Source organism: Fructilactobacillus sp. X2R6C1 (genome assembly GCF_059901295.1).
In genome coordinates this window covers 91,312-114,721 of the sequence record NZ_JBWXUZ010000004.1, presented here as the reverse complement: position 1 = coordinate 114,721, position 23,410 = coordinate 91,312, and the positions used below count along the sequence as shown (strand labels likewise).

The following is a 23,410-nucleotide window of genomic DNA, read 5'->3' as shown; positions in this document are numbered from 1 at the left end:
GGTATTGTCCAGAAATTGGATATGGCTTTCAAATTGTTTTTTACCTCGGGCAAGTATGGGCGACATGGAAAACCTCAAAGAATAGTCTGGTTCGAATCCGGACACTTGCCTTTGCAGAGAAATCTGCATCTACTGCGTTACTGCTAATTCTCCTTTCGAATAATTAATTTGTTTATTTACTTACGTACTTGTTGATCCAAGAGCTTATTTCATAATTAGCAGTAGCGAAATCGCAAAGAGTTGGAACATGGAGTTTCCAACTCTTTTTTTATGGAGTGAATTATTTGTATACACATAAGGGAATTACATATTCGTGCAAGACTGAGTTTGAGTTAATTCAACGTCTGGACCGCGAAGCTAAAGGGAAACAAAGAAAACAAAAGCAACATAAATCCAACGATAGGAGGGACGGTTGATGTAAGTGTCTAAGAGAGACGATGCCAAAGCTGATTACTTAGCTGGTATTTCATTAAAGAAAATTGCAACCAAATATGGGGTTGCATATGGGACTGTAAAGTCGTGGAAGTCACGTGAACACTGGGACGAGGACAAACGGCTAACGCAACCGTTGCAAAATAAACGCAACGCAACCAAAAAAGGTGCAACCAGAACAGAAAAGGTTGCAACTCGTGAACCTGTGAAATCTGATGGACTGAATGACAAGCAAGAATTATTTTGCATGTACTATCTTCAAAGATTTAACGCAACGTGGGCGTACATGAAAGCATATAACACTAATCGTGATACTGCTGTTGTAAATGGTTCGAGACTGCTTACGAATGCTAACGTTAAGGCTTATATCACAAGATTAAAGAAGCAAACATCAAATGAATTGCAACTCGAAATCACTGACTTGATCAAAGCCGACGCTAAACAAGCATTTGGAAACCTTGATGACTACATTAATTGGAAGACAACCAAGATGTTGGCAACTGATGCAGCAGATTCACCTGTATTAGATGCTGACGATAATCCTATCTACTATCACACTACAGACTTCTATTTAACTGATAAAGATAAGGTCGACATGTCCTTGGTTAAATCAATTACTAAGGGTCGTGACGGACTCAAGGTTGAACTCAAAGACCCAGAGAAAGCACGAGAACGTTTGTACAAGTTCTTTGCTAACAGCAATGACGGTAAAGATAATGAGACAAGTGTACTAGACAAACTGCTTAACACAATAGCTAAAGGAGCTGAAGAAGATGACAAAGGTAAATCTGAATAATCTATTCACTCCAAAGCAGCAGGAAGTTATTGATCAGGAAATCAACAATCCTTATTGGACGTTGATGATTAATTACGGTGCGGTTCGTGCTGGTAAAACGTTTGTTGACAACTTTGTGTTTTTATTTGAGTTGCGACATGCAGCCGAGGTTGCACAATCCAAAGGGGTTGCGCATCCTCAATACATACTAGCTGGTGTGGACGCCAAGTCGATTAATTCCAATATCATTATGGAAATGTTTAACACATTTGGCTTGGTGTTTAAGTTCAATCGGTTTAACGGATTTGATGTTAAGTTTCCTGGATTACCACCAGTTCAAGTACGACAAGCATACACAGGAAGTATTCGTGGTCTTGGAAGTATTAGAGGTATGACTTCATACGGTGCGTACATCAATGAAGCTTCCAAAGCTAATCAGGAAGTGTTTGATGAAATCCAGAAGCGTTGTTCAGCAGATGGTGCCAGGATTGTGTGCGATACAAACCCTGATATTCCTACGCATTGGTTGAAAATTAACTACATTGATAAGGCAGCGGACAGCAAGTTTATCATCGCAAATAAGTTCACGTTGGACGACAACATCGCTAACTTGTCGCCACAGTATGTTGAATCGTTAAAAGAGACGACACCAAGTGGGATGTTCTATGACCGAGCAATTAAAGGCTTATGGGTATCTGGTGAGGGTCTGGTTTATCAAGACTACAACGAAAAGGACAACACGATTACTGCTCAACAGTTCAACAAGATTAAGCAAGAACATACGTTGAGTTATTACTGTGGCCTTGACTGGGGTTTTGAACATAAAGGCTCAATCGTATTAATGGCTGATGATGAAGATGGCAACACTTATCTCGTTAAAGAATGGACGTATCAACATCGGCAAATTGAATACTGGATGGAAGTGGCCAAACAAATCCAACAGCAATATGGTTTAGCAATTCCATTCTATTGTGATTCTGCTAGACCAGAATACGTTGCACGTTTCCAAGACGCTAACATCAAAGCAATCAATGCTTATAAAGCACGCATGACTGGGACAGAAGAGATAGCTGACATTATCCATAACAATAAGTTTATGGCTGTTAAAGACAATCTAATGGACTTTGAGACGGAGATTTATCAATACACCTGGAATGAAAAAACCGGCGAACCAATCAAGAAAGATGGGATGGACGATTGCATGGACGCGTTACGTTATGCAGTTGCAACCAAGAACTGGTACAAGCGTGAACAAGAACTATCCAAGCGTGACAACGGCTCAATCACACAACAAAACGAACTACTACAAAGCAAAGGACTTATTGGCGGACGGCCAAGAATGGGGGTATAGAACGTGTCAAATATTAATGGAACCATGCGACAACCAGATGTGTTTGGAAAGAATCACAGTTTAGACGGGACACGATTTGGTCAGAATGCCAATGTGCAATATTCAATTCCTGAACCAACCTGGGATGCAATCAAAGACGCTCCAAACTCTGAGAACTTCTCGGCATTAGTTCGTTACTACGTCAATGATCATTACTCAAATCAGTTGGATCGTATCCTTGAGTTGCAACGATATTACTACGGCGACAACAACATTCATCACTGGCAAGGCGAGTTGCGTAATAAGAACCAATCAGACAATCGCATTGCTAATCCGTGGGCCACATACATTACTAACCTACGAATCGGACATCAGTTTGGTAATCCAATCAAATATGGATTTGATAGCAACGATGATAATGCTGATGAAGACGAGGGCGAAGAATTACTAAACACGGTAGCTCAATTCAATAGACAGATTAACGAGCCTTATCACAACAGATTGATGGCCATTAACATGTTTACGACTGGTAGAGCCTATGAGCTAATGTTTATCAAAGAAGGAACTAATGAAGTTCATCTGACAACGATTGACCCTAACAGTTGTTTCGTGGTTTGGTCGACCGATGTTGAACCAACTGAACTCTTTGCCGTTCGTTACTACAAAATTCAAATTGCCGGACAAATTAACTTCCAGGTTGAAGTTTATACCGACAACAAGGTTTACTATTATGACGCTGGCCAAGATATCACTGGTGACCTAACTCTTACTAAAGTGGAAGACACATACTTCCATCAAGTTCCTATCACTGAGTTTGATAACAACCCAGAGCGTATGGGAGTTTATGAACGTGTCCTGGATAAGATAGACGAGTACGACCAATCAGAGTCAGGAATGGCCAACAACCAAGAAGACTTCAACAATGCCCAGTTATTAATTTCAGGTATTATCAGCAATCAAGGTGGCAAAGCTGAGCCGATGTTGGATGAGAATGGTAATCAAGTCTATATTGACAACAATGGTAACTATACTAATCGATCTCAAGATAAACTCGGCAACAAGAACACACCAATTATGGAAAAACAGGTATTGGATACTCACTCAAACGTGATGTATATGAAGCCTTACCAATTCCATGATGCTTCAGGTAACACACAGACGGTTCCAACAACTGCAACGTATCTCACTAAGAACTTGAATGTGACTGACTGGGACAAACACAGGACGGACATTGCTAATGAAATCATGCAGTTCACTAACACACCAAATGTAACTGACGCTAACTTCGCTGGTAATGCTTCTGGTGTAGCGATGTCGTACAAGCTATTTGGAATGGACCAGGAAATGGAAGTTACCGATTCACTATTTGCTCGTGGAATTCATCGCCGGTTGCGTTTACTGATTAACTATTTAGGTATGCAACCGAGCTCTGGAGTCAATGAAGATGAGGACGCTAACGACGTTACCATCACGTTCACTCCAAACAATCCTAAGAATAACCAAGCAATTGTAAATGTAATGCAGTCGTTGGCTTCTCAAGGTGTTGTCTCAACACAGACACTTCAAGAGATGGCTTATCCAGTTACTGGTGTTCCTCAATCACAAGAGCAAGAACGAATGGACCAACAGAAAGCTGACCAAGCTAAGAACAATCCAATGGCTAGCATCAATAACAATCTCTTCCAACAGAACATGGGGAATAATCCTAAGCCACTAAAAGAAGAAGACCCAGATAAAACTGGACAAAGTGGCGGAGAAAGCAACTAAGGTGGTGTGATCATTGGCAACAATCAAACAAGAACAGAAAAGAATTGAGAAGTTAGTTCAACAAGATAACAACAATGCTGATAAGATTGCTGGGTTCTATTCCCAGGCAATGACAATCGTTGCCAGTAATTTGAATGAGTTCTTTTTCCACTATGCCGAAGACAATCATTTGTCAGTTGGTCAGGTATCCAAAGACGTTTCAACATGGGATGTTCAACAATTCCATGACGCTATCAATTCGCTCATGGCTAATTCGTCAGACAACGATAATCTGACCAAGCAATTACGAGCATTGTATGCACAATCGCAAGTGTCTAAACGTGACATGATGGGAGCATTAGTTGGTGCTGGAATTGTAGTTGCAACGAACAATGTTGCTGATTATTCAGTTGATAAGCTCAACAAAGAGTACGTTGAGGGTTATCGTTGGAGGAACAGTGGCAGCGAATACACTATGAATCCAAACGACCATACGCAACAAGACTTCCTCAATTCACTTAATAACCATGCGCAAACCATGATGTCGAAAGCCACACAGGTTCTTTATTCAAGTTTGCAAACTGGTTTGAATTTGTCAGAGATGAGACATCTAACTAAGACCATGAGTGAAAATGATGATAGGAAATCAGGAAACATTAATAGTGCTGTCAACACAGAAGTATCTGGAATTCAAACGTTATTTCGTACAGAAGCATCAAGTAACAATGCTGATGGAGCAATGGCAGCGTTCAAAGACAATGATGTTGACTATGTTTATTTGCTAACACAAAAGGATGAAAAGGTCTGTGAGATTTGTGAGGGATTGGCAGATGACAACCCGTATCCAATTGAACAGGCACCTGACATACCAGGTGATAGCCATCCTAATTGCCGGTGTCAGTTAATACCATGTGATAAAGACGGTAACCTAACCAGTGATACATCAATTGATTAAGAGGTAATTAAATATGAAAACAATTCGTAAATTAATCAGTAAGCAAAAATTAGTAGATACAATTTTTGTTACATTTATTGTTTCGATGGTTATGAGCTTTATGCCAATGCTTTTAGTTGGAATTTTGCCCATACTACGTAGCAATTTATTATTAATCATATCTATGTTTATTGGTACTGGAATAGGATCCATATGTTTAACTTTGATTGCAATTGAAGTAGCTTATTAAATTAAATAAATATCATTAGCACTTAACTTTGTTGAGTGCTATTTTTATGGCCTTTTTTAGTCAGCAGGCCTAAAAGAACTGGCTTTTTTGCTGAGTTGAGAAACTTAAAACCTTACTAGTCTACGGACTTAAAAAGTAGGAGGAAACCTTATGGCAGACGAAGAAAAGAAGTACACACAAGCTGATATGGACAAAGCAATGTCCAACAAAGCTAAAGAGTATGAAGACAAGTATTCGAAGCAGTTGGAAGAACAGAAATCTGATCTTGAATCCAAGATTGATGAAGCACGGAAAGAAGCTCTTAAAAAGGGTGAGGAACGAGCTCAAATGAGCGCTGAAGACAAAGCTAAAGCTGATTATCAAGACAAACTAGATGCTTTAAAAGCTGAAAAAGAAAGCATCGCTAAAAAGCAGGCTGAGATTGATAAAGCAGACGCTTTGACTAAGACCCGTGCACTTTTGAAAGAGAAGAACATTCCAGAGAGTTTTGCCGGATACCTTTCATCGACGGATGAAGCAACTAGACAAAAGAACGTGGAAGAGTTCGCTAAAACTTTCCAAATCGGCATTGATGAGGGAATCAAGCACAAGACTTCTGGGAAATCCAATCCACAAGGCGGAGGCCACATTGAAACACAGGGAATTACAGCCGACCAGTTTAGACGAATGAGCATGAAAGAACAATCTGATTTAGCTGACCAAGACCCTGAACTATACAAAAAATTATCAAAGGAGATTTAACTCATGGCAATTGAGAAAGTTACACAACTATCAGATTTGATGAATCCAACTGTCTTTGCAGACTGGGTAAAACGTTCATCAACTGAAACAGACCGTTTCTTAAGAAGCGGTATTTTAACACCGGACCAATACTTAGGTAGTCGCCTATTACAACCTGGATTAGGGATCACAATTCCGACTCTTGGCGATTTAGGTGGAGATGCACAAGTTTGGAATGATACTACTGACATTACTACTGAGGGTATTAGTTCTGACCAAGAACAAGAAGTTAAGTTTGCTGACGCTAAAGCTTACGCCGTAACTGACTACTCACAACTTATTTCTGGAGCTCCAGTAATGGAACAATACGCTGGGCAATTTGGAAACTGGTGGGCTCGTCTCGATGAAAAACGTTTGATTAAGTTAGTTCAAACTGCTTTCAACAACGATGACATTAAGACTGCTAAATCATACAACGTCGGTAGTGAAAAAGATCTGAACCCTGGCGACTTTATTGCAGCTATTTCACGCATGGGAGATGTTATTCAAAACAACTTATCTCAAATCGTGGTTAACTCAGCTGCTTATGGTCAGATGAGAAAGCAAAACTTGATTGAAACTATCCAGCCAAGTAATGGTGGGGCTCCATTTGAGGGCTACAACGGTATGAAGATTGTTCTTGATGATTCTATTCCAGTTGATCCAAGCAATGGCACTACTGTTGCTTACATCTTTGGAAATGGTGCAGTTCAATACTCAACAGCAACTCCAGCAAATGGAAACGTGATTACTCGTGATGAATTCAAGAATGGTGGAGAACAAGCAATCATTCAAAAACGCTTAGCAACCATGCATATTTCAGGAACCACTTTAGATATGACACAGTTGTCAAATGGTTTCACAGGATTTAGAGATGATTTACTTGCAGGAAATAAGAAGCTTTACAAAGTTGCTAGTGACCCACGCAATATCCAACTTGTTGAGTATGGATTCAAAGTTGACTCGGATTTCGTTGTTAAAGGGATTAACACTAAGAAAGACAGTTCAAAGTCAACTTCAACTCCTGACTCAAAATCAACTTCAGGCTCAGGTAAGTAAGGATGTGATTTAAATGGCAGACCTGCCAAGCAAAGAAGAAGTAACTGGGTTGATGGATTGTGCAGATGACATCTCTGAAGCTGTGTTCAATGAGCTGGTTGGTGAAGCTAATAAGATAGCTATTTCTGATGGTGTCAGTGATGACATGTTAAAGACTGCTACTACTTGGCTAACTCGTCATTTAATCTACATCAATATGTTCATGGGCTCTGGAGGCGTGACATCTGCCGCAACACTCGGCAACTCACAGACAATTGCTGACCACACACAAAACGATCCTTATTTACAACATTATGAACAAATTGTTAATCAGTTTGGATCAGGTGGCAGTCTTGGCTCTGTGACAACGGAGTGATGCTATGGCAGATGAAGTAACACCACAAGAAGCAATCAATCAACTCAATAAGTTTCGTGAGAATGCAGATAAGCTAAATGGCTATCAGCTGTATGTTGGTGTTCCACGTGATGATGGTTACTTGACCATGATTGCTTTAGTCAATGAGCAAGGTAAGACAATCAGTCCTAAAGGTGGCAAGTGGTTATGCATTCCAACTAAAGAAACGGTTGGCAAGTCGCCACGAGACATTGATGGTCTGTTCAAGCCAAAAGGCAAGAACGTTCTGGCCATTAAAGATAAGAGTCAATCGAATGGAATTCGTGTGATGTTCATTCTCAGGAAGTCTGTGACGATTCCAGCTCGACCATTTTTAAGAAACTGTTTCACTTTGAACATTGATAAGTGGAATGAAGACTTACGAGACCTTATCTATCTCATGTATCAAGATGAGATTGACCCACACGAAGTCTTTCGCCGACTTGGAGTTCAAGTGGTTAAAGACTTACAAAAAACTATCTTGGATTTCAAATCGCCAAAAAACGCACCATTAACACAAGCTAACAAAGGTTTCGATGATCCGTTAATGAGTTCAGGGAAACTCTACCGGTCAATCACTTATGTAGTTGGAAGTAAAGGAGAGATGTAGATGAAATTTCATAACTTTAATAACTTTGCTTTCAACATGAACATGTTGGCTCAACATCTTAAAGTTGAACGAGCAAATGGTTCAGACATTGAAGTGAATGAACCTTTAGTTAACCAAAGTAATCCAAACATCAACTTTCAATCCATCACTGGTGGAGAGCTAGAAGTTGGAAGCATGTACTGGGTAAGCAAGTTAAATGACGTTCAAAAAGGCGACCACGTCACGATTGATAGCGGAAAACGCTACACAGTGATAGGTATTGCTCAGGACTTAGCCGGCGGGCTCAACATCTATTCGCTGAAGTTTAACAACGAACGTAGGAGAGGCGGTGACTCTCATTTCTAAAAATATTTATCAACAATTTGAAGAGTTATTAGGAGACGTCATTCATAAATATGAACCTGACGTCCCTTTTGTTCCAGAAGAAAGGACGGGTGACCAACCCAGCTATCCATACATCACATTTAGCCCTGTTGTGGCACATAAACAGATGTACTTTAACGATTACATGTCAAAACCGTTTGAACTGGTCTACCAGCTTAAATGTGTGTCTGACACAAAGACAGAATCATTAGGGATGGCTGATTGGATCAGGCGTCTTTTTTATTTGGAAAAACCAGCAAATGAATTATTAAGTCATGGCGTAGCGCTCGAAACAGTCGAAGACATGGTCAATACAGATGTCTACTTCAATATCGACTGGCAATATTCGAATGGCTTAACCATGACTTTTATGATCCAACCTGATTTTCAAGATGACACAAATAACTAAATTAAAAAGGAGATTTTAAAGATGGCAGTAAACGATATTATCAAACGCCCATCAAATGTTCACTTGACCGTTTCTATTCAGCAACTGGTTAAGGGAACTGGTAAGCCTGCAATCGCAATTCTGACTAAAGGTTCAACTAACAAAGCTAAAACTTATGCCACGATTGATGACCTTGCAGAAGACTACCCAGAAAACACAGAAGTCTATGCCAACGCTAAGGCGGCTATGGAAGTTCCAAACTTCAACGAAACAATTGAAGTTATTGAATACGGTTCAACTTATGTTCCAAATTCAAACACTCAACTAATTCAATCAGATGTAACCACTAGTGGAAGCGGTAGTTCTGATGAATCAAAGACAGTTGATACCTCTGCACCAATCGTGCAAGCAGTTGGCCAACACATCTTTGACGGTTTCTACTACATTACTGCAGACAATACTGTCCCAGAAAGTGACTTAGAAACTCTATCTGACTTCTTGTATGACAACCAACGTGTTGCTCTCTATGCACAAGTTAAGAGTATTTCTGACTTACAAAAGTTGAGTTCACACGTTCAAGGTTATCAATCTGACTCAAAAGAAAAGCAAGGGAATACTGGTGCCATTGTCGAAACTTCTGACCGGCACCCAGCTGTCCAAATGATTGCTTATGCCTCAATTAATGCTCCAACTGACTTTGGCCACATTGGCAATTTAACTCAAATGGAACCAGACGCTGACTTCACTGAAGCTGACTACGAAGCCATTGAGAAAGCTAACGGTTCAGTTGTTGTTAATAAAGCTGACTGGGACATGTCTAATTCTGGTAAAGCACTTGCCGGAAACTATATTGACCAGTTTGTTCACGTAAATATGGTGACCGACTCAATTAAGTTTGTCATTCAACAGTACTTAAACGGTCAAAAGTGGCCTAAGTACGACGAAGACACAGTTTCAATGATCATCAAGTTAATTGACGGTGTCAGCAAAGATTATGTGGCAAGTGGCATTTTGGTTGCACCAATCACTGTTACTTCAACTCCAATCTCACAAGTTCCAACGAAGTTAGTTAACGAAAGAACATTCAGTAAGTTTGGTTTTGATTTTGAAGTGGCCAACGACGTTCAAGACATTAATGCCAACGTCAACGTAATCGTTTAGGAAAAGGAGGAAATAGAAAATGCCTAAAACAACTATGAGTAACGGCGGAGAGATTAATATTCTATCTAGCCGTTTTCAACATGTTTATGTAAGAAAAAACGGTAAGATTCGAGAAATCACCGATATGAAAAATGGTACTGCTGGTTCAATCGCACCAAATGCTGCCAAGTATACTTATACTTCTGGATTTCATGGCGATATGCACATGATGGAAAGTGCTGATAATTCATATAAAACCACTTTAAACTTAATCACTGGTTCTGATGACGCTAAGTTCTTTAACGCATTGTTCTTGTCACAATTAGAAAGTGGTCCAGATGACGACACTACCTTTGATTTAATCTATGAGGACAATTCAAACCATGTGTCAGTTACACTTGAGGGTTCAAACATTGACACTAGACCAACTATTCCTATTCAGAATACTGACAGTACTATGGCTGTTTCTATTCACTCTGGTAACTTAGTTGATAACAGTGCTTTGCCAGACCAAATGTTTAACTAAAAAATTCAACTCAAACACTTTAAAGAGCTATGCAGAAGTGCATAGCCCTTTTTTTATATAAAGGAGATTTTTATTTATGACTACCAGCAAAAAGACTAACAACACAGAACTTACCGCATTATTTGACGCTCAAATTAAGAAGCAAGTAACTTTCAAAGATGAAAAAGGTAAGGACAAAACTGAGTCAATCACGCTTGAACGTCCCTCAACCTTGGTAACTATGCAAGTTATGGATGCTTTGCAACGTAACGATGACTTTTCTGACTTAGCTAAAGCGTTTTTCTTGGTTATGAACAATGTCATTGTTTCTCCTAAGATGACCTATGAAACTCTAGATGAAGATTTACCAGAAGCTAAGAAGCAAAAGACTATCACGGTTAAGAATCGTGACGGAAAAGAAATTAAATTCTTATTGCGATTCCCTGGATATGAAAAGACTTTTGGTATCTTGTCCGGAACTTCTAATAACCGTGGTGGAATGAACTTAGCTAATACTTTGCCAGTGTTACTTGATCAAGTCGTACGTACTCCTGACCGTCACTACGTTAAAGAAACTGACTTTGACCCAGGCGAACAATACGATGGTTTAGTTTTCCAAGTCTATCAGGAAGCTATGAACTTTTTAGCAGACCTAACCAACTACAACGGTTTGATGGAAAAATTAAACACCGCTACGACGTTTCTTACGGACTCAATACAATTCGGCAATAACTAAATACCTCAATAACGACGACGAAGTTGACCAGAAAAAGGTTGACAAAATGCTCGACAAAACTCGTGGAGCATTAATCGCCAGTTATTGGTTAGGGATGAGTGAGGAAGAATTACTCAATCAGACACCAGGTAAGTTAGTCGATAGCATTCATAAAGCGAACGCTATTAAAAAGGACTATTTCGAATTAATAAGCGACGCTACTGAAAATGGAATGTTAAAAGGAATGAATGAAATTGCGAAAGCTCGCAACGAACAACACTAAGGAAAGGAGGTTAAACTATGGCAAACTCTTCAAGTCAAAGTGCCGGCTTTAATTTTAATCTGCATATGAATGGTTTTGAGCAACTTGAAAAAGTTACTCAGATGATCCAAAACATTAAGAGTGATTTTGAAGCTGTTTCTCATCAGATTACCGGCTTAGATACTAATTTCAATTCATTTGGAAGTTCCGGAAAAAACAGTGTGAACGAGATTAAGGGCTCAATGGAATCGTTAAAGAACGCCAATAGTGAAGCTGGTAACGGCATCAAAGCGCTTGGTGTTGACTATTCCGGACTACGTGAAAAATCATTGGCATTTAGTAAGACGGCTAACTTCTCTAGTGAACTACACAAAAACGACTCTGCTTTATCTGAAGTTAAGGGAAAGGTCAATGGTGTTTACGAATCATTGAAAAAAGTCGAGACACCAAAACCAATTAATCTAACAGCACACGATGAAGTAAGCCCTAAGGTTCACTATGTTTCAAGCGAAATGAGCAAGATGAGAAAACCTAATCCAATCGAATTCACAGCCAATGATCAGGTATCACCAAAAGTGCACTATGTTTCAACGGAGATTGAGAAGTTAAAGAAACCAAATCCAATTAATTTCACGGCTAAAGATGAAGCTAGCCCTAAAATTAATAAGATTAAAGAATCTACAGAACAACTTGGAAGAGCTGCATCTGGTTCTGGTCCTAACATGAATAAATTTAATGAATCTGCTAGAAAAATGGGAGATGCCAGTGAAGAGTCTAATGGCAAAGTTGGAAAGCTAAAAGACGCTTTAGTCGGTGGATTTGTTGGTGGTGTGGTCACTAATGGAATTAATGCAATTACTGGAAGTATTACTAATCAAGCTAAGGCTGGTTATGAAGACGCACTAGCAGCAGAAAGCTTTGGTGCTAAGTTCCGGAACATGGGAGTTAACAAAAAAGGTGTTGATGAATTAGGAAACTCTATCAAACAAATTAAAGAGAATTCTAATTTGTCTGGTGGAGCAGTTACTGCATTAACACAAAAGTTCTATGGAATGACTGGCAATGTTAAGCAGACACAAGCATTAACTAAGGGAGTTGCTACATTATCTAATCAGTTGCATTTAAGTGGTCAACAATCAGATGCGTTTGCTGGTGGATTAAACCGTATTGAAAGTAGTGGGAAAGTCACTAGTCAATCGTTAGGACGTGTTGAAAAAGCTGCACCAGGCATGAGTTCTGCTTTGCAAAGAGCAAGTGGAATGAGCCAGGATTCATTTAAGAAGTTACTTGATTCTGGCAAGATGACCAGTAGTCAATTTAACGACATACTTGCTAAGGCTTCCGGACAGTTTGGTAAAAGCTCTAAAGAATTTAATAGTACGACTGAGGGTTCGATGCATCACATCCAAACATCTTTTGCTGATACGCGTAAAGCACTTATGAAACCACTTGTTGAAGTTTCAAGTACTGGTTTAAGTAATCTAAGCAAAGTTTTGGATAATAAGGCTACACAAAATGCTGCAGCACAATTAGGTGCTGCAATTGGCAAAATTGCTAATGCAACTGCTGCATTAATTAAAGTGATGTCTGGCAGTATGGGTTCAATCATTTCCATTATTGGTAGTTTGACTAAAATTGTGGGATTACTTGCTAATGGTGTTTGGGATTCATTCAAAATGGTTCTTGATGTTATTAGCAAAGGATTTAGAGATTTATTTGGAAACTCTAAGAAGTCTATTGATCCAATTAAAATGGTTGCTGATGCTCTTAAGACAATGGCAGGACATAAGAATGCCATAAAGGCAATCGGAGCTGCTATTGGTGGAATTGTAATGCCAATTGTTGCTGTTAAAGGAGCTTTAATGGCATGGAGTGCTGCTCTTAAAATAGTTCAAGGAGCTCAAATAGCCTTAAATATTGCTATGGATATGAACCCAATTGGGTTAATCGTCTTAGCTGTTTCTGCAATTACCTTTGGATTGATTGAACTTTATAAGCACTGTAAGCCGTTCAGAGATTTTGTGAACACAATTGGTAAAGACCTTGGAAAGTTCTTTGGTAGTCTTGGTAAATGGATTGGTCAAGCAACCAAAAGTGTTGGAGAGTTCTTTAAAGGACTTGGCAAATGGTTTGGAAATATCGGTAAATCTGTAGGTAATGTTGGTAAAGATATTGCTAAGGGATTTAACAGTGGAATTAAATTAATTCAAAACTCTTGGAATGGTCTTTCTAAATGGTTTGGTAAATTTTGGAAAGTAATTTCTTTACCTGCCAAGCTTGAAGGAAAAATTATTAGTAAGGCATTCAATGTTGGAGTTGACCTAATTAAAAAAGGTTGGAACGGTTTAACAAAATTCTTTAGTAAGTTTTGGAAAAACCTAACTAAACCAGCCAAATTAGAGGGTCAACTAGTTAGCAAAGGCTTTAATGTTGGAGTTAACTTAATTCAAAAGGGATGGAATGGATTAACAAAATGGTTCAATAATCTTTGGAATGGCCTTAAAAAAGGTGCCAAGAATATTGGATCAGACATTGGTAATTCATTTAAAGACGCACCAAAAACTGCGCAAAAATATATGAATGAACTAAATGATGGTGTTAATAAAGCCGTTGGTTGGTTACGTAAAAACACGCCTAAACAATTCCAAAACATGTGGAATGACGCTAATAAGATTTCTCAAGATGGCGTTAAACTAAATTCCTCAATTACTAAGGCTGGTGCCGATTTGATTCATGGACACTGGAATAAACTTGGTGGAGATGTTAAAAACATTGTATCTAACATGTGGAATGGTATTAAAGACCTTTTCAGATTGGGATTTGACTGGGTCAACGATTTAACCGGCGGACGACTTGGAAAAATTGTTGGCTTATTTAAAAATGCCTGGAACAACGTTAAAAATGGTGTCCGTGAACTTTGGGACGACATTAAAGGTGTTTGGGGTAAAGCCACTGGCTGGGTTTCTGATAAGTGGAACAACATGTGGAGAGGAATTGAGACCACTGTTAAAAATGCAGTTGGTGGTATTCATCATGCAGTTGTTGGTATTGCTCGAGGAGTTATCGATCCATTTAACAAAATGTTAGGTGGATTGCACGACGGTATTAACTGGGTTCTTGATAAAGTTGGTGCTGATAAGATTAAAGGCCAATGGAAGATTCCTGAGCCATCTTATGCAACTGGTACTAATGACACACATCCAGGCGGACCTGCAAAGGTAAACGATGGCTCCGGATCCAACTATCGAGAAATGTATCAACTTCCAAATGGAAAGGTTGGTATTTTCCCAGCACAACGTAATCTACATGTTCTTTTGCCAAAGGGAACCAGCGTTCTTGATGGAAATAAGACTGCTAAGATGCTATCAAGACTCAATATTCCATCTTATAAAGGTGGTATTGGTAAAGTAGTTGGAAATGTTGTTAAAGGTGCTGAAAATGTGGCCGGTAAAGCTACGAAAGTTGTAACTGGCGCATTTAAAGGTATTTGGGACAAAGGTGCCGACTTGGTTGATATGTCTGAAAAGATTATGAAAGACCCAGCAGGTTTTATGAATGTAGTCTTTGATAAATTTGTTGGTGGTCTTGGTATCAAGTCTAACGTCAATTTAGTAAAAGAATCAGTTAGTCATTTTCCAGGAACAATCGCTAAAGGTGCAATGAAATGGATTAAAGGATTATTCAGTGATTATGGTGACGCCGGCGGAAGCAAAGGTAATCCAGGTGGCTCTGGCGTACAACGTTGGAGAGACTATGTAAAACAAGCGTTGAAGATTCTTCATTTATCTAGCGACGATGGAATGGTTAACAAAGTTTTACGTCAGATTGCAACTGAATCTTCTGGAAATCCAAATGCAGTTCAAGGTGCTATTGGAGATATTAATAATAGAACTGGTAACTTGGCTCGTGGACTAATGCAAGTTATTCCACCAACATTTAATGCATTCAAATTACCAGGACACGGTAATATCATGAACGGTTTCGATAACATTTTAGCTGGATTGAACTATGCAAAGAGCCGTTACGGTAGTGGACTTGGAGCATTAGGAAATGGCCATGGTTATGCAAATGGTGGTCACGTTAGCAAAGATGAGTTATCGGTTGTTGGTGAACGTGGTCCAGAACTGTTTAAGCCGGATACTGGTGGGACTGTTATTGACCATGAATCAAGTAAGTCACTTGTTAGAAATAGTAAGAAAAATGACAACGTTAAGATTGATAATCGTACAACCATTAACGTTCAAAATGCCGATGAAAAGGGGCTTTCTAAGCTACAACAAATTCTTGATCAACGAGACGATGATTTGGCCAAGAAGTTTAGAAACGTGATTGGAGGTGCTATCTAATGGCAATAACTGATGCTTTTAGTAATAAAGAGATTGCTGAAAAGGAGCAGTCAGCAAATGACCAGCTTAAGTATTATGCCGAACGTGAAGCTGAAATTAAAAATAGAATTGCTGAATTGAAGCGTGAGCCAAAGCCAGATACTTCTGATGACGATACTAAAGCATTGCTGAAACAAGCAAAGCTAGAAGCTGAATTGAATAACGCACAAAAGCTTGAAAAGAGTCTGGCCAATCGTAAGGACGAAGCTAAAGAAAAGCAAGAATTGTACGATACAGTCATTCATAAAAGACAGTACGAGGTTCAATCCAATCGTAGTAATTCTGATAACATCCATGCGTTCATTGATGACGCACGAAAGAATCATGCTAACCGTGGACTGACTGCTATTTATCGTTCTGACATGTCGGAAACTGCTGTAATTATGCTAGTTGAGGCTTCACCGTCTGAAACGGTTAACTCGTCCAATGCAACATATCCAACACCCGGCTTAGAACCAAGGATTAATTACAGTATTAATTCTGATAAAACGACAACAGCCAGTTACATTATTTATGGAGACACGTACGAAACGATGGTACACAAATACCAACAGCTGTTGACTTGGCAACAAATGGGAGTTGAACTAACACTTGATGGATTTAGCTATTTACCAAACGTTTACTTCACTTCTGTTGGTCGGTCTATGAATAATCCAACGGTTAAATCAATGGAGCTTCAGATTTCATTTTTAAGTGCTAAACATGCTATCGAACGAACAACGGTAACTCAAAAGCCACCTCAGCCACCAAAACCACCTTATAAACCGTCACCTGGTGTTTACATCACAGTTACGAGAGGTATGACATATTGGTGGATGTGGACAAAGTGGGGAACTGCTATTCAGACACTTAGAAATTGGAACCATTATCCTGATCGCTTTATTCCCATTGGTGTGAGAGTGAGGGTTAAATAATGCCACGAAGAAAATATATTGATATTGATAAAAATTCGATGCCCTATATACAGACAATCAAATTGGGAGATGGAAATTATAACTTTCGATTTAATTGGAATGCGATAGGGCGTTTTTATACAGTTGATTTGTTAGATGACCAGAATAATGTAATCTATGCCGGAGAAAGATTGGTGTTGAACCAACCATTGTGGCGTGGAATTTGGAATTCATCTTTACCAATGGAGCCATTAATTCCACTAGATGATAGTGGCAAAGAGACTAACATTAATCCAGCTAATCTAAATGAAACTGTATTCTTGTGCGTTGTTGACGGAGAGGAGGACCAGTCATGACACAAATTGAAAAACAGCAAGGCGAATATTTTAACTATGATGCACACGTCATGATTGACCATGATAACGGCGACTCAGTTACCCATTTTAATTTTGGAGCACATGACATTGCGTTCGACTACTCAGTTGTTAGCAATGATGAGAATACACCCAGTCAAAACACAGTGACCATCTACAATCCAACTAAGACGGCAGTTAACACAATTTCTCTTGGCGATCGAGTTCAAATTGACACTGGTCCACAAAACATTTATGGAATGATTGCGGTAGGTAATATTAGCCAGATTGTCCCACAAACTGGTAATGCTGATGATGCTTTGCAAATTACTTTCTTAGAGGGACAAAGTTATGCTGACATTGATAAGCTCAAAGTCACAGAAACCAAGACTTATGGAAAAAATGGTAGTAAAGAAAAAGAAGTCCAAGAAAATATTAGTTTTTCTCCAGGAACTTCAGCGTGGACGATTATTAATACTATTAAAAATAATGCTGGAATTAACATTGTTTCTTGCAATCTTGGTAATAACAAAACTTATCCAAACGGTTATTCCGCTGATGACAAGCCTATTGACGTGATTAATAATATTGCGATTGATTGCAACTCACGGATGTATTACCGTCCGACAGGATTATGCATCGACAGTATTAATGCGCCTGACCCTTATACAGCGGCTATCGTAATTGGGACCGTTGATTATGGACCACTTGAAAAAGACGCTCAGTTAAACGCTAATGCTGCTGATAACGGTGGAAATACGTACACGATGGACGGTTTTGATGATCCGCGTTTGTACGCCGGCTGTCCTGTTTACATTAAAACCAACAGTTGCTGGGGACTTAAGCGAATAAAATCAATCACGCACAGTCACACTTATACGACATTTACGATGGAGGTGGAAGTATATGCCTAAACCATTTAGACAAGAGCCAGACCCTAATAATAAGTTGATTGGATTAATTAAGAACGATCTAACTCAGTTTATGGGAACTCAAATTAACTGTCACACTATTGGCAGAGTGGTCGGTTATGATACTGCCCACCGTCGTGCAAATGTTCAGCCGTTACCATTAAAATCTAATGGCCAAACCAGAGCATTATTAATCAATTGCATTGTTCCAGCATCTATTTATGTGATAGATGAAAAAGAAAGCCTTAATCTTATGCGGATTGGGGCTATTGTTTTGGTCGGATTTTTAGACCGAGACAATGATAACTGGCATGGAGCGACTAACTTTAAGCTGGCGTCACAACGTTTGCATAGTATCCAAGACCCGGTAATAGAAAGTGTGATTTCATGAAAAGCATTAAGGTGGATCCAAATACTAACGATATTGTGTTCAGTCACAGTAATGGGACCTTTGATTATGTAAAAGATAATGACGCTCTAGCACAAAAAATCAAGATATTACTTGGTACCAATCTTGGCGAAATTATTTGGGACCGAACCGAGGGAGTTGACCAAAACAGTATTATTTTGAATGGAAAACGTCCTGATGTTATTGAAACAGTGGTTACTGAATATTTGAAACGAGCATTGAACAAATTTGTGACTTGCAAGGTTACTACTCTAGATTTTGATAAGAAAAATCGAGTAACTAACCTACAAATCACTGTGAACTTACACAATGAAAGTTCAGTTAATTTACAAGTTATTGGAGGTGATCAGTAATGCCACTTAACGAAAATGGATATCAAGTTCCAGGATTAAAAGAAATCAGACAAGATATCAATAATCTATTCATCAAATACTTTGGTGATGACATTGACTTGTCTGACGGACAGATTGAGGGCTTGTTGTCTGGTATTCTGTCAATCATTCAAAGTCGTAATGAACAACTTGGCCAAGCAATTTATAAAAATACATTTATTCAATCAGCTAGTGGTAAAAACCTGGAAGACCATGGAACTGATTTAGGTATTTATCGAAAACTACCAACTGAAGCTGATGTTGATTTACAAATTGATGGATACGTTGACCAAAATAATCCAACCATTATTCCTGCCGGAACACAATTTGGAACGGCAGACGGCCACGTCTTTCTAACTATCAACGATTTGGAATTAAACGAACCTAGTAATTATAAAGATTCTACGGGTCAAGAGAAACCGTTAGTTGATGAGTATGGAAATGCGCTTAGTCGTGGTATTGTGCCAGCAAAATCAGTACATGCTGGGTACAACGAAAATGTGGTTGCTAACACGATTACTCACGCAGAAAACATTGTTGCCGGTTTCTTCAATGTGACTAATCCAGAAGCCGCTTATGGTGGGACAGATGCAGAGACTGATGATCAATTAAGAAATAGATTATTGATTAATAACATGCATCGACCTAGTGAGACTAAGAATGGTATTGAAACGGCCATCAAAAACATTGCTGGTGTTTCTGACGCTAGGTTAATTGCTAATAATACGATGTCGACTGATAGTTATGGAAATCCGGCTAAGTCCTGCCATTTATATGTGATTGGTGGAGATGATGGAGAGATTGCTGAGACTTATTTTGACCATTTAACACCAGTCGCTACAACGATTGGAAAACGTAGTGAGATTGTTAAAGACGTAGCCAACAAACCAGTTGAGATTAAATTCGACCGTGCAAAAGCAGTTAATATTCACGTCAAGATTGACCTTGAAGTTGACGATACACAGTTCAATCCAAACACTTCGTTAGACACCATTAAGAGTAATATTTTAGCTTACTTTAACGGATTAACGATGGGTTCTGAAGTTTTATACTCTAGATTATTTGCACCCGCTTGGTCTGTTCCAGGAATTAACAACGTTTCCATTGGCATTAGTTTGACTGACGACAATTACCAACAGAAAGATATTTCAGTTGATGAGTTTGAGCTTCCGGTATGTAGTCGTGACTTAATCACGATTAGTACAAAGGAGGCATAGCCTATGTTTAACACTGATACAGACTTATCAGACAAAACCATCAAAAGTGAGGTTCTTCATGCGTTTCCGTCTGTCCTTGAACAACGGCCAGATAGCAACAATCAACGATTATTAAATATCATTGGAGATTTAGCTGTTTATAGCAAGAATGGATTATTAGACGTTTATAAATGCCGTCAACTTTCGTATGCGCAAGGTAAACAGTTGGACTTGATTGCTAAAGAATATGGAATACAACGAATTGATGATGACGACGAGTTTTTGCGCTTTGAAATTCGTATTCAAATTATGCAAAACATTACTGGTTCAACAACCAATGAATTGAAGAAAATGATTTCTTTCGTACTTGATATTCCAATAAATATGTTTGACTTCTTACCAACTGAAAATCCTGAAGAACTTGAAATCACTGACATTCCATTCGATTTTGTTTCTGGAAATAAAGAAGAAACTAAGCGACGTATTTTGGTTGAATCAATTCAAAATATGTTGCCACCTGAATACAAGTTATCAGATGTTCGTTATACCAAGTCGGCTAGTCAAACGATTTACTACGCGACGAGTTCATCACACGATGCATTTAATGAGCGTGAACCGAACTTTGAGTACAACGAAAGCACAAACGCACACGTCTTTGTTAAGTCAATTTCAAGCAAATACAAATTTAAAGGAGAATAAAAAATGCCAACTTTTAATCAAAGTATTTTAACAAACACTGGTACTGAATTATTAGGTAAAGTGAACGGCGGTCAAGATAGCATTACTTACTCACGAATTGTTTTTTCCTCAATGGATAATTCCAACCAAAAAGACGATCAAATTAAAGCCTTAACTGACATTTCACCGAAAGAATTAGTTTCAAACGCTAGCACCTATCAAAACAATGGAAGTGACGAAACTAATGTTCGTGGATATGTAAATAACTCAGGTATGAGTAATGGTCTGTACGTTAAGACTTATGGAATTTATGCCAAAAATAAAGATGGCAAAGAGATTCTATTTGCGGTCGAATGTGCTGACCACCCAGACTATTTGATTCCAAATAGTGATGGTAAACATCCCTCTGGATTGCTATACACATTCAAAATCAGTATCAGTGCCACTGATAACGTCACGTTTACTTCATCTTCTGATATTTACGCAACACAATCAGATATCAAACGTGTTGAAGCAGAGATTGATACTTCTTCAAGCCAAACGTTAGAAACTGCCTTAAATTCAGTTAAGAAAGATTATGCTAGCAAGAGTACCTCATTAAGTATGTTATCTGACATCACCAGTAAAAACGATAATTTTCAAAATTACACTAGTCTGGGAATTCATACCGTAGCTTTAGGAATTGGAAATTCTTGTGGTGGTATGCCACCTTATGATAATGCACCATTTGGCTTTCTAGTTGTGTTGGATGGAAGACAAACCAGAAAGCAGTTGTATTTTGGATACAATGAGAGTGTTATTAATTTTGATGAAGCTACTGGAAAATGGGAAAATTGGTATAAATTGGGGGGGGGCATTAGCTAACCTAGAAACATTTGGTTGGATTAACAAACATACGAGATTTGGTGATGCAACTCTTAATATGGATTATAAAATTCAAAATGGTGTTCTCTATTTTAAATCAATTTACGGATTAAACTGGGGAGACTTTGTTACGAAGCAGCCCGTTTTTTATTCTGGAATTGACGCTTTCAATCATTTCAACACAAGTTTTGATGTGAACGTTCGAGGAGACAATGGATATCAGGGAATAGCACATTTGGATATCAAGGGAGATAACATGATTTGTGAATGGATTACTGATGTTAGAAGTGATAATGGAACATCAAAAAATTATAATATTGAGCTACAACAAATTACTATTCCAGCACAAGATGAATAGGAGATGATCATATGTACTATTTTGTACTAACAGATAAAGATGGATTTGTTACACAGGTTTCTAAAACTCAACCACGAGACCATCAAGATTGGCAAAAAATATTAATACCGCAAAATGAGCTATCAAATTTTGGTAGCTTTTTCTTTTCCTATCGTGTTGTTGATAATGCACTTTTGTCACCTGATAATTTGCCAATCATGAGCTTAGAAGACATTTCTAATAAAGTAAAAGCCCTAGAAGTATCTAATACTAACGACAATCAAAATGATTTAAAACAAGAAAAGCTAAACAGCCAAGTTCAAATGGCCATTAGTGAATTAACGGTTCAAATCATGCAAGGAGGTAAAAAGCAATGAGTACTTATGCTTACTTAAAAATGGTCTATTCTTGGGGTTATTTGCCTGATGATTCAATCTATCAAGCAGCAGTGGATGGAAAAATCACTGCAGATGAGTTTAAAGATATAACTGGCAAAGATTTTGCCACATATAAAAAGACGTCAACAAATTAGTTGGCGTTTTTATTTTGGAAAGAAAGGAGATGGGAAGATGTGGAAGCAAGTTAAAGAAAATAGATTTGTAACGATGGCAGGGCTAGAAACGATGTCACTTGGAATCTATTTATTGGTTATTAAAGGAATCTTTGAAGATGAGCAGGATATCTTTGCTCACGTCTTAGCTCACGCACAGGATCCTCTGATTTCTGTACTGCTTGTTATCATTGGCAGTTTTGCTTTTGCCGTGGGAATTACTGGTAATCGTGCGAGAAACTGGCATCGACTTTGTCTATCTTCAATGTTGGGAATCTGGGTAGCGTATTTCATCATCTTTTTCTGGCATGACATGAATGCTCCAGGAATTCCGTTGCACCTTTCGTCTATTCTTATTTTATTTTTAATCGCCAATTTATTCGTCGAACTGATTGGCGGTGGTGACTAATGAGCGAAAAAATCATCGTTAGCATAATTGGGCTTGTTTCTGGCATTGCTTCTGGAGTCTTAGCTTACTGGGCTAGCAAGCAATCCAGTAAAAGCAATAATAATAAAATCAATGCCAACTTAGAAATGAGCTATATGAAAAATACTCCACAGTTATGGGAGCGTGCTAACAATGCCGAAAAACGGGCAAATAAGTTAGAAAGGGAGAACAACGAATTGAGACTAGTTATTCAAAATAAAGACGCGCAGATTGCAAAATTTGAGCAAGACATCAAAGACCTTAACGACAAGATTAACAGGATTTCGAATAAAAAAATCTCACATACGCAACAAAAGAGATAGCTACAAATATTGAAAGGAGGTGTTCACTATGGCTAAAGGAAAATCAAAGAGTTCAAGCAAATCAGGAAAAGG

29 protein-coding genes are annotated in these 23,410 nt (G+C 38.5%); all 29 read left to right on the top strand.

The window, feature by feature from the left end; translation table 11 throughout:
• Positions 1-421: 421 nt before the first annotated feature.
• The 29 genes from AC6UDF_RS05445 (at position 422) to AC6UDF_RS05305 (ending at position 23,338) form a co-directional block, all read left to right on the top strand.
• Positions 422-1,228, top strand: coding sequence for a terminase small subunit (locus AC6UDF_RS05445; RefSeq protein ID WP_500706895.1), 807 nt, complete (start codon positions 422-424; stop codon positions 1,226-1,228).
• On the top strand, positions 1,206-2,558 hold the full coding sequence (locus AC6UDF_RS05440; protein ID WP_500706894.1) for a PBSX family phage terminase large subunit: 1,353 nt from the start codon (positions 1,206-1,208) through the stop codon (positions 2,556-2,558). Before AC6UDF_RS05445 ends, AC6UDF_RS05440 begins: the two co-directional genes overlap by 23 nt.
• Positions 2,559-2,561: 3 nt before the next feature.
• A complete protein-coding gene (locus tag AC6UDF_RS05435; RefSeq protein WP_500706893.1) occupies positions 2,562-4,304 on the top strand; it encodes a phage portal protein in 1,743 nt (580 codons plus the stop codon).
• Between the two features lie 13 nt (positions 4,305-4,317).
• The gene (locus AC6UDF_RS05430; protein ID WP_500706892.1) at positions 4,318-5,238 is read left to right on the top strand and encodes a structural protein; all 921 of its coding nucleotides are present in this window, start codon (positions 4,318-4,320) and stop codon (positions 5,236-5,238) included.
• Between the two features lie 13 nt (positions 5,239-5,251).
• A complete protein-coding gene (locus AC6UDF_RS05425; protein ID WP_500694543.1) occupies positions 5,252-5,467 on the top strand; it encodes a hypothetical protein in 216 nt (71 codons plus the stop codon).
• 150 nt (positions 5,468-5,617) lie between these two features.
• Entirely contained in the window at positions 5,618-6,208 is a 591-nt protein-coding gene (locus AC6UDF_RS05420) for a capsid assembly scaffolding protein Gp46 family protein (RefSeq protein ID WP_500706891.1), read from the top strand.
• A gap of 3 nt (positions 6,209-6,211) precedes the next feature.
• Positions 6,212-7,285 carry a phage major capsid protein gene (locus tag AC6UDF_RS05415; RefSeq protein WP_500706890.1) on the top strand — a complete coding sequence of 358 codons (1,074 nt, stop codon included), beginning with the start codon at positions 6,212-6,214 and terminating at the stop codon, positions 7,283-7,285.
• Between the two features lie 13 nt (positions 7,286-7,298).
• Complete coding sequence (locus AC6UDF_RS05410; protein ID WP_500706889.1) at positions 7,299-7,640, top strand: hypothetical protein; 342 nt, start codon at positions 7,299-7,301, stop codon at positions 7,638-7,640.
• 4 nt (positions 7,641-7,644) lie between these two features.
• Positions 7,645-8,268 carry a hypothetical protein gene (locus tag AC6UDF_RS05405; protein WP_500706888.1) on the top strand — a complete coding sequence of 208 codons (624 nt, stop codon included), beginning with the start codon at positions 7,645-7,647 and terminating at the stop codon, positions 8,266-8,268.
• Positions 8,269-8,613 (top strand): hypothetical protein, encoded by a 345-nt coding sequence (locus AC6UDF_RS05400; RefSeq protein ID WP_500694549.1) that lies wholly within the window; start codon positions 8,269-8,271, stop codon positions 8,611-8,613.
• Complete coding sequence (locus tag AC6UDF_RS05395; RefSeq protein WP_500706887.1) at positions 8,597-9,040, top strand: phage neck terminator protein; 444 nt, start codon at positions 8,597-8,599, stop codon at positions 9,038-9,040. Before AC6UDF_RS05400 ends, AC6UDF_RS05395 begins: the two co-directional genes overlap by 17 nt.
• Before the next feature lie 21 nt (positions 9,041-9,061).
• Complete coding sequence (locus AC6UDF_RS05390) at positions 9,062-10,180, top strand: hypothetical protein (RefSeq protein ID WP_500706886.1); 1,119 nt, start codon at positions 9,062-9,064, stop codon at positions 10,178-10,180.
• A gap of 19 nt (positions 10,181-10,199) precedes the next feature.
• Positions 10,200-10,685, top strand: a complete 486-nt coding sequence (locus AC6UDF_RS05385; protein ID WP_500694552.1) for a hypothetical protein — start codon at positions 10,200-10,202, stop codon at positions 10,683-10,685.
• A 76-nt stretch (positions 10,686-10,761) separates the two neighbouring features.
• On the top strand, positions 10,762-11,400 hold the full coding sequence (locus tag AC6UDF_RS05380) for a hypothetical protein (protein ID WP_500706885.1): 639 nt from the start codon (positions 10,762-10,764) through the stop codon (positions 11,398-11,400).
• A gap of 46 nt (positions 11,401-11,446) precedes the next feature.
• Positions 11,447-11,662, top strand: a complete 216-nt coding sequence (locus AC6UDF_RS05375) for a hypothetical protein (protein WP_500706884.1) — start codon at positions 11,447-11,449, stop codon at positions 11,660-11,662.
• A 17-nt stretch (positions 11,663-11,679) separates the two neighbouring features.
• Positions 11,680-15,987 (top strand): tape measure protein, encoded by a 4,308-nt coding sequence (locus AC6UDF_RS05370; RefSeq protein ID WP_500706883.1) that lies wholly within the window; start codon positions 11,680-11,682, stop codon positions 15,985-15,987.
• The gene (locus AC6UDF_RS05365; protein WP_500706882.1) at positions 15,987-16,940 is read left to right on the top strand and encodes a hypothetical protein; all 954 of its coding nucleotides are present in this window, start codon (positions 15,987-15,989) and stop codon (positions 16,938-16,940) included. The genes AC6UDF_RS05370 and AC6UDF_RS05365 overlap by 1 nt, the downstream gene beginning before the upstream one ends.
• Complete coding sequence (locus AC6UDF_RS05360) at positions 16,940-17,275, top strand: phage baseplate plug family protein (RefSeq protein WP_500694557.1); 336 nt, start codon at positions 16,940-16,942, stop codon at positions 17,273-17,275. The genes AC6UDF_RS05365 and AC6UDF_RS05360 overlap by 1 nt, the downstream gene beginning before the upstream one ends.
• On the top strand, positions 17,272-18,186 hold the full coding sequence (locus AC6UDF_RS05355; protein ID WP_500706881.1) for a hypothetical protein: 915 nt from the start codon (positions 17,272-17,274) through the stop codon (positions 18,184-18,186). Before AC6UDF_RS05360 ends, AC6UDF_RS05355 begins: the two co-directional genes overlap by 4 nt.
• Positions 18,179-18,574 carry a hypothetical protein gene (locus tag AC6UDF_RS05350; protein ID WP_500706880.1) on the top strand — a complete coding sequence of 132 codons (396 nt, stop codon included), beginning with the start codon at positions 18,179-18,181 and terminating at the stop codon, positions 18,572-18,574. Before AC6UDF_RS05355 ends, AC6UDF_RS05350 begins: the two co-directional genes overlap by 8 nt.
• Complete coding sequence (locus tag AC6UDF_RS05345; protein ID WP_500706879.1) at positions 18,571-18,945, top strand: contractile injection system sheath initiator; 375 nt, start codon at positions 18,571-18,573, stop codon at positions 18,943-18,945. Before AC6UDF_RS05350 ends, AC6UDF_RS05345 begins: the two co-directional genes overlap by 4 nt.
• Positions 18,945-20,180, top strand: a complete 1,236-nt coding sequence (locus AC6UDF_RS05340; protein ID WP_500706878.1) for a baseplate J/gp47 family protein — start codon at positions 18,945-18,947, stop codon at positions 20,178-20,180. The genes AC6UDF_RS05345 and AC6UDF_RS05340 overlap by 1 nt, the downstream gene beginning before the upstream one ends.
• A 3-nt stretch (positions 20,181-20,183) precedes the next feature.
• Positions 20,184-20,858, top strand: coding sequence for a hypothetical protein (locus tag AC6UDF_RS05335; RefSeq protein WP_500706877.1), 675 nt, complete (start codon positions 20,184-20,186; stop codon positions 20,856-20,858).
• A 3-nt stretch (positions 20,859-20,861) separates the two neighbouring features.
• The gene (locus AC6UDF_RS05330) at positions 20,862-21,701 is read left to right on the top strand and encodes a hypothetical protein (protein WP_500724005.1); all 840 of its coding nucleotides are present in this window, start codon (positions 20,862-20,864) and stop codon (positions 21,699-21,701) included.
• The gene (locus tag AC6UDF_RS05325; RefSeq protein ID WP_500724002.1) at positions 21,646-22,059 is read left to right on the top strand and encodes a hypothetical protein; all 414 of its coding nucleotides are present in this window, start codon (positions 21,646-21,648) and stop codon (positions 22,057-22,059) included. Before AC6UDF_RS05330 ends, AC6UDF_RS05325 begins: the two co-directional genes overlap by 56 nt.
• Positions 22,060-22,070: 11 nt before the next feature.
• On the top strand, positions 22,071-22,415 hold the full coding sequence (locus tag AC6UDF_RS05320; RefSeq protein ID WP_500706874.1) for a hypothetical protein: 345 nt from the start codon (positions 22,071-22,073) through the stop codon (positions 22,413-22,415).
• Complete coding sequence (locus AC6UDF_RS05315) at positions 22,412-22,570, top strand: XkdX family protein (RefSeq protein ID WP_500706873.1); 159 nt, start codon at positions 22,412-22,414, stop codon at positions 22,568-22,570. Before AC6UDF_RS05320 ends, AC6UDF_RS05315 begins: the two co-directional genes overlap by 4 nt.
• A 37-nt stretch (positions 22,571-22,607) precedes the next feature.
• On the top strand, positions 22,608-22,997 hold the full coding sequence (locus AC6UDF_RS05310; protein WP_500706872.1) for a hypothetical protein: 390 nt from the start codon (positions 22,608-22,610) through the stop codon (positions 22,995-22,997).
• On the top strand, positions 22,997-23,338 hold the full coding sequence (locus AC6UDF_RS05305; RefSeq protein ID WP_500706871.1) for a hypothetical protein: 342 nt from the start codon (positions 22,997-22,999) through the stop codon (positions 23,336-23,338). The genes AC6UDF_RS05310 and AC6UDF_RS05305 overlap by 1 nt, the downstream gene beginning before the upstream one ends.
• The last annotated feature ends 72 nt before the right edge of the window (positions 23,339-23,410 follow it).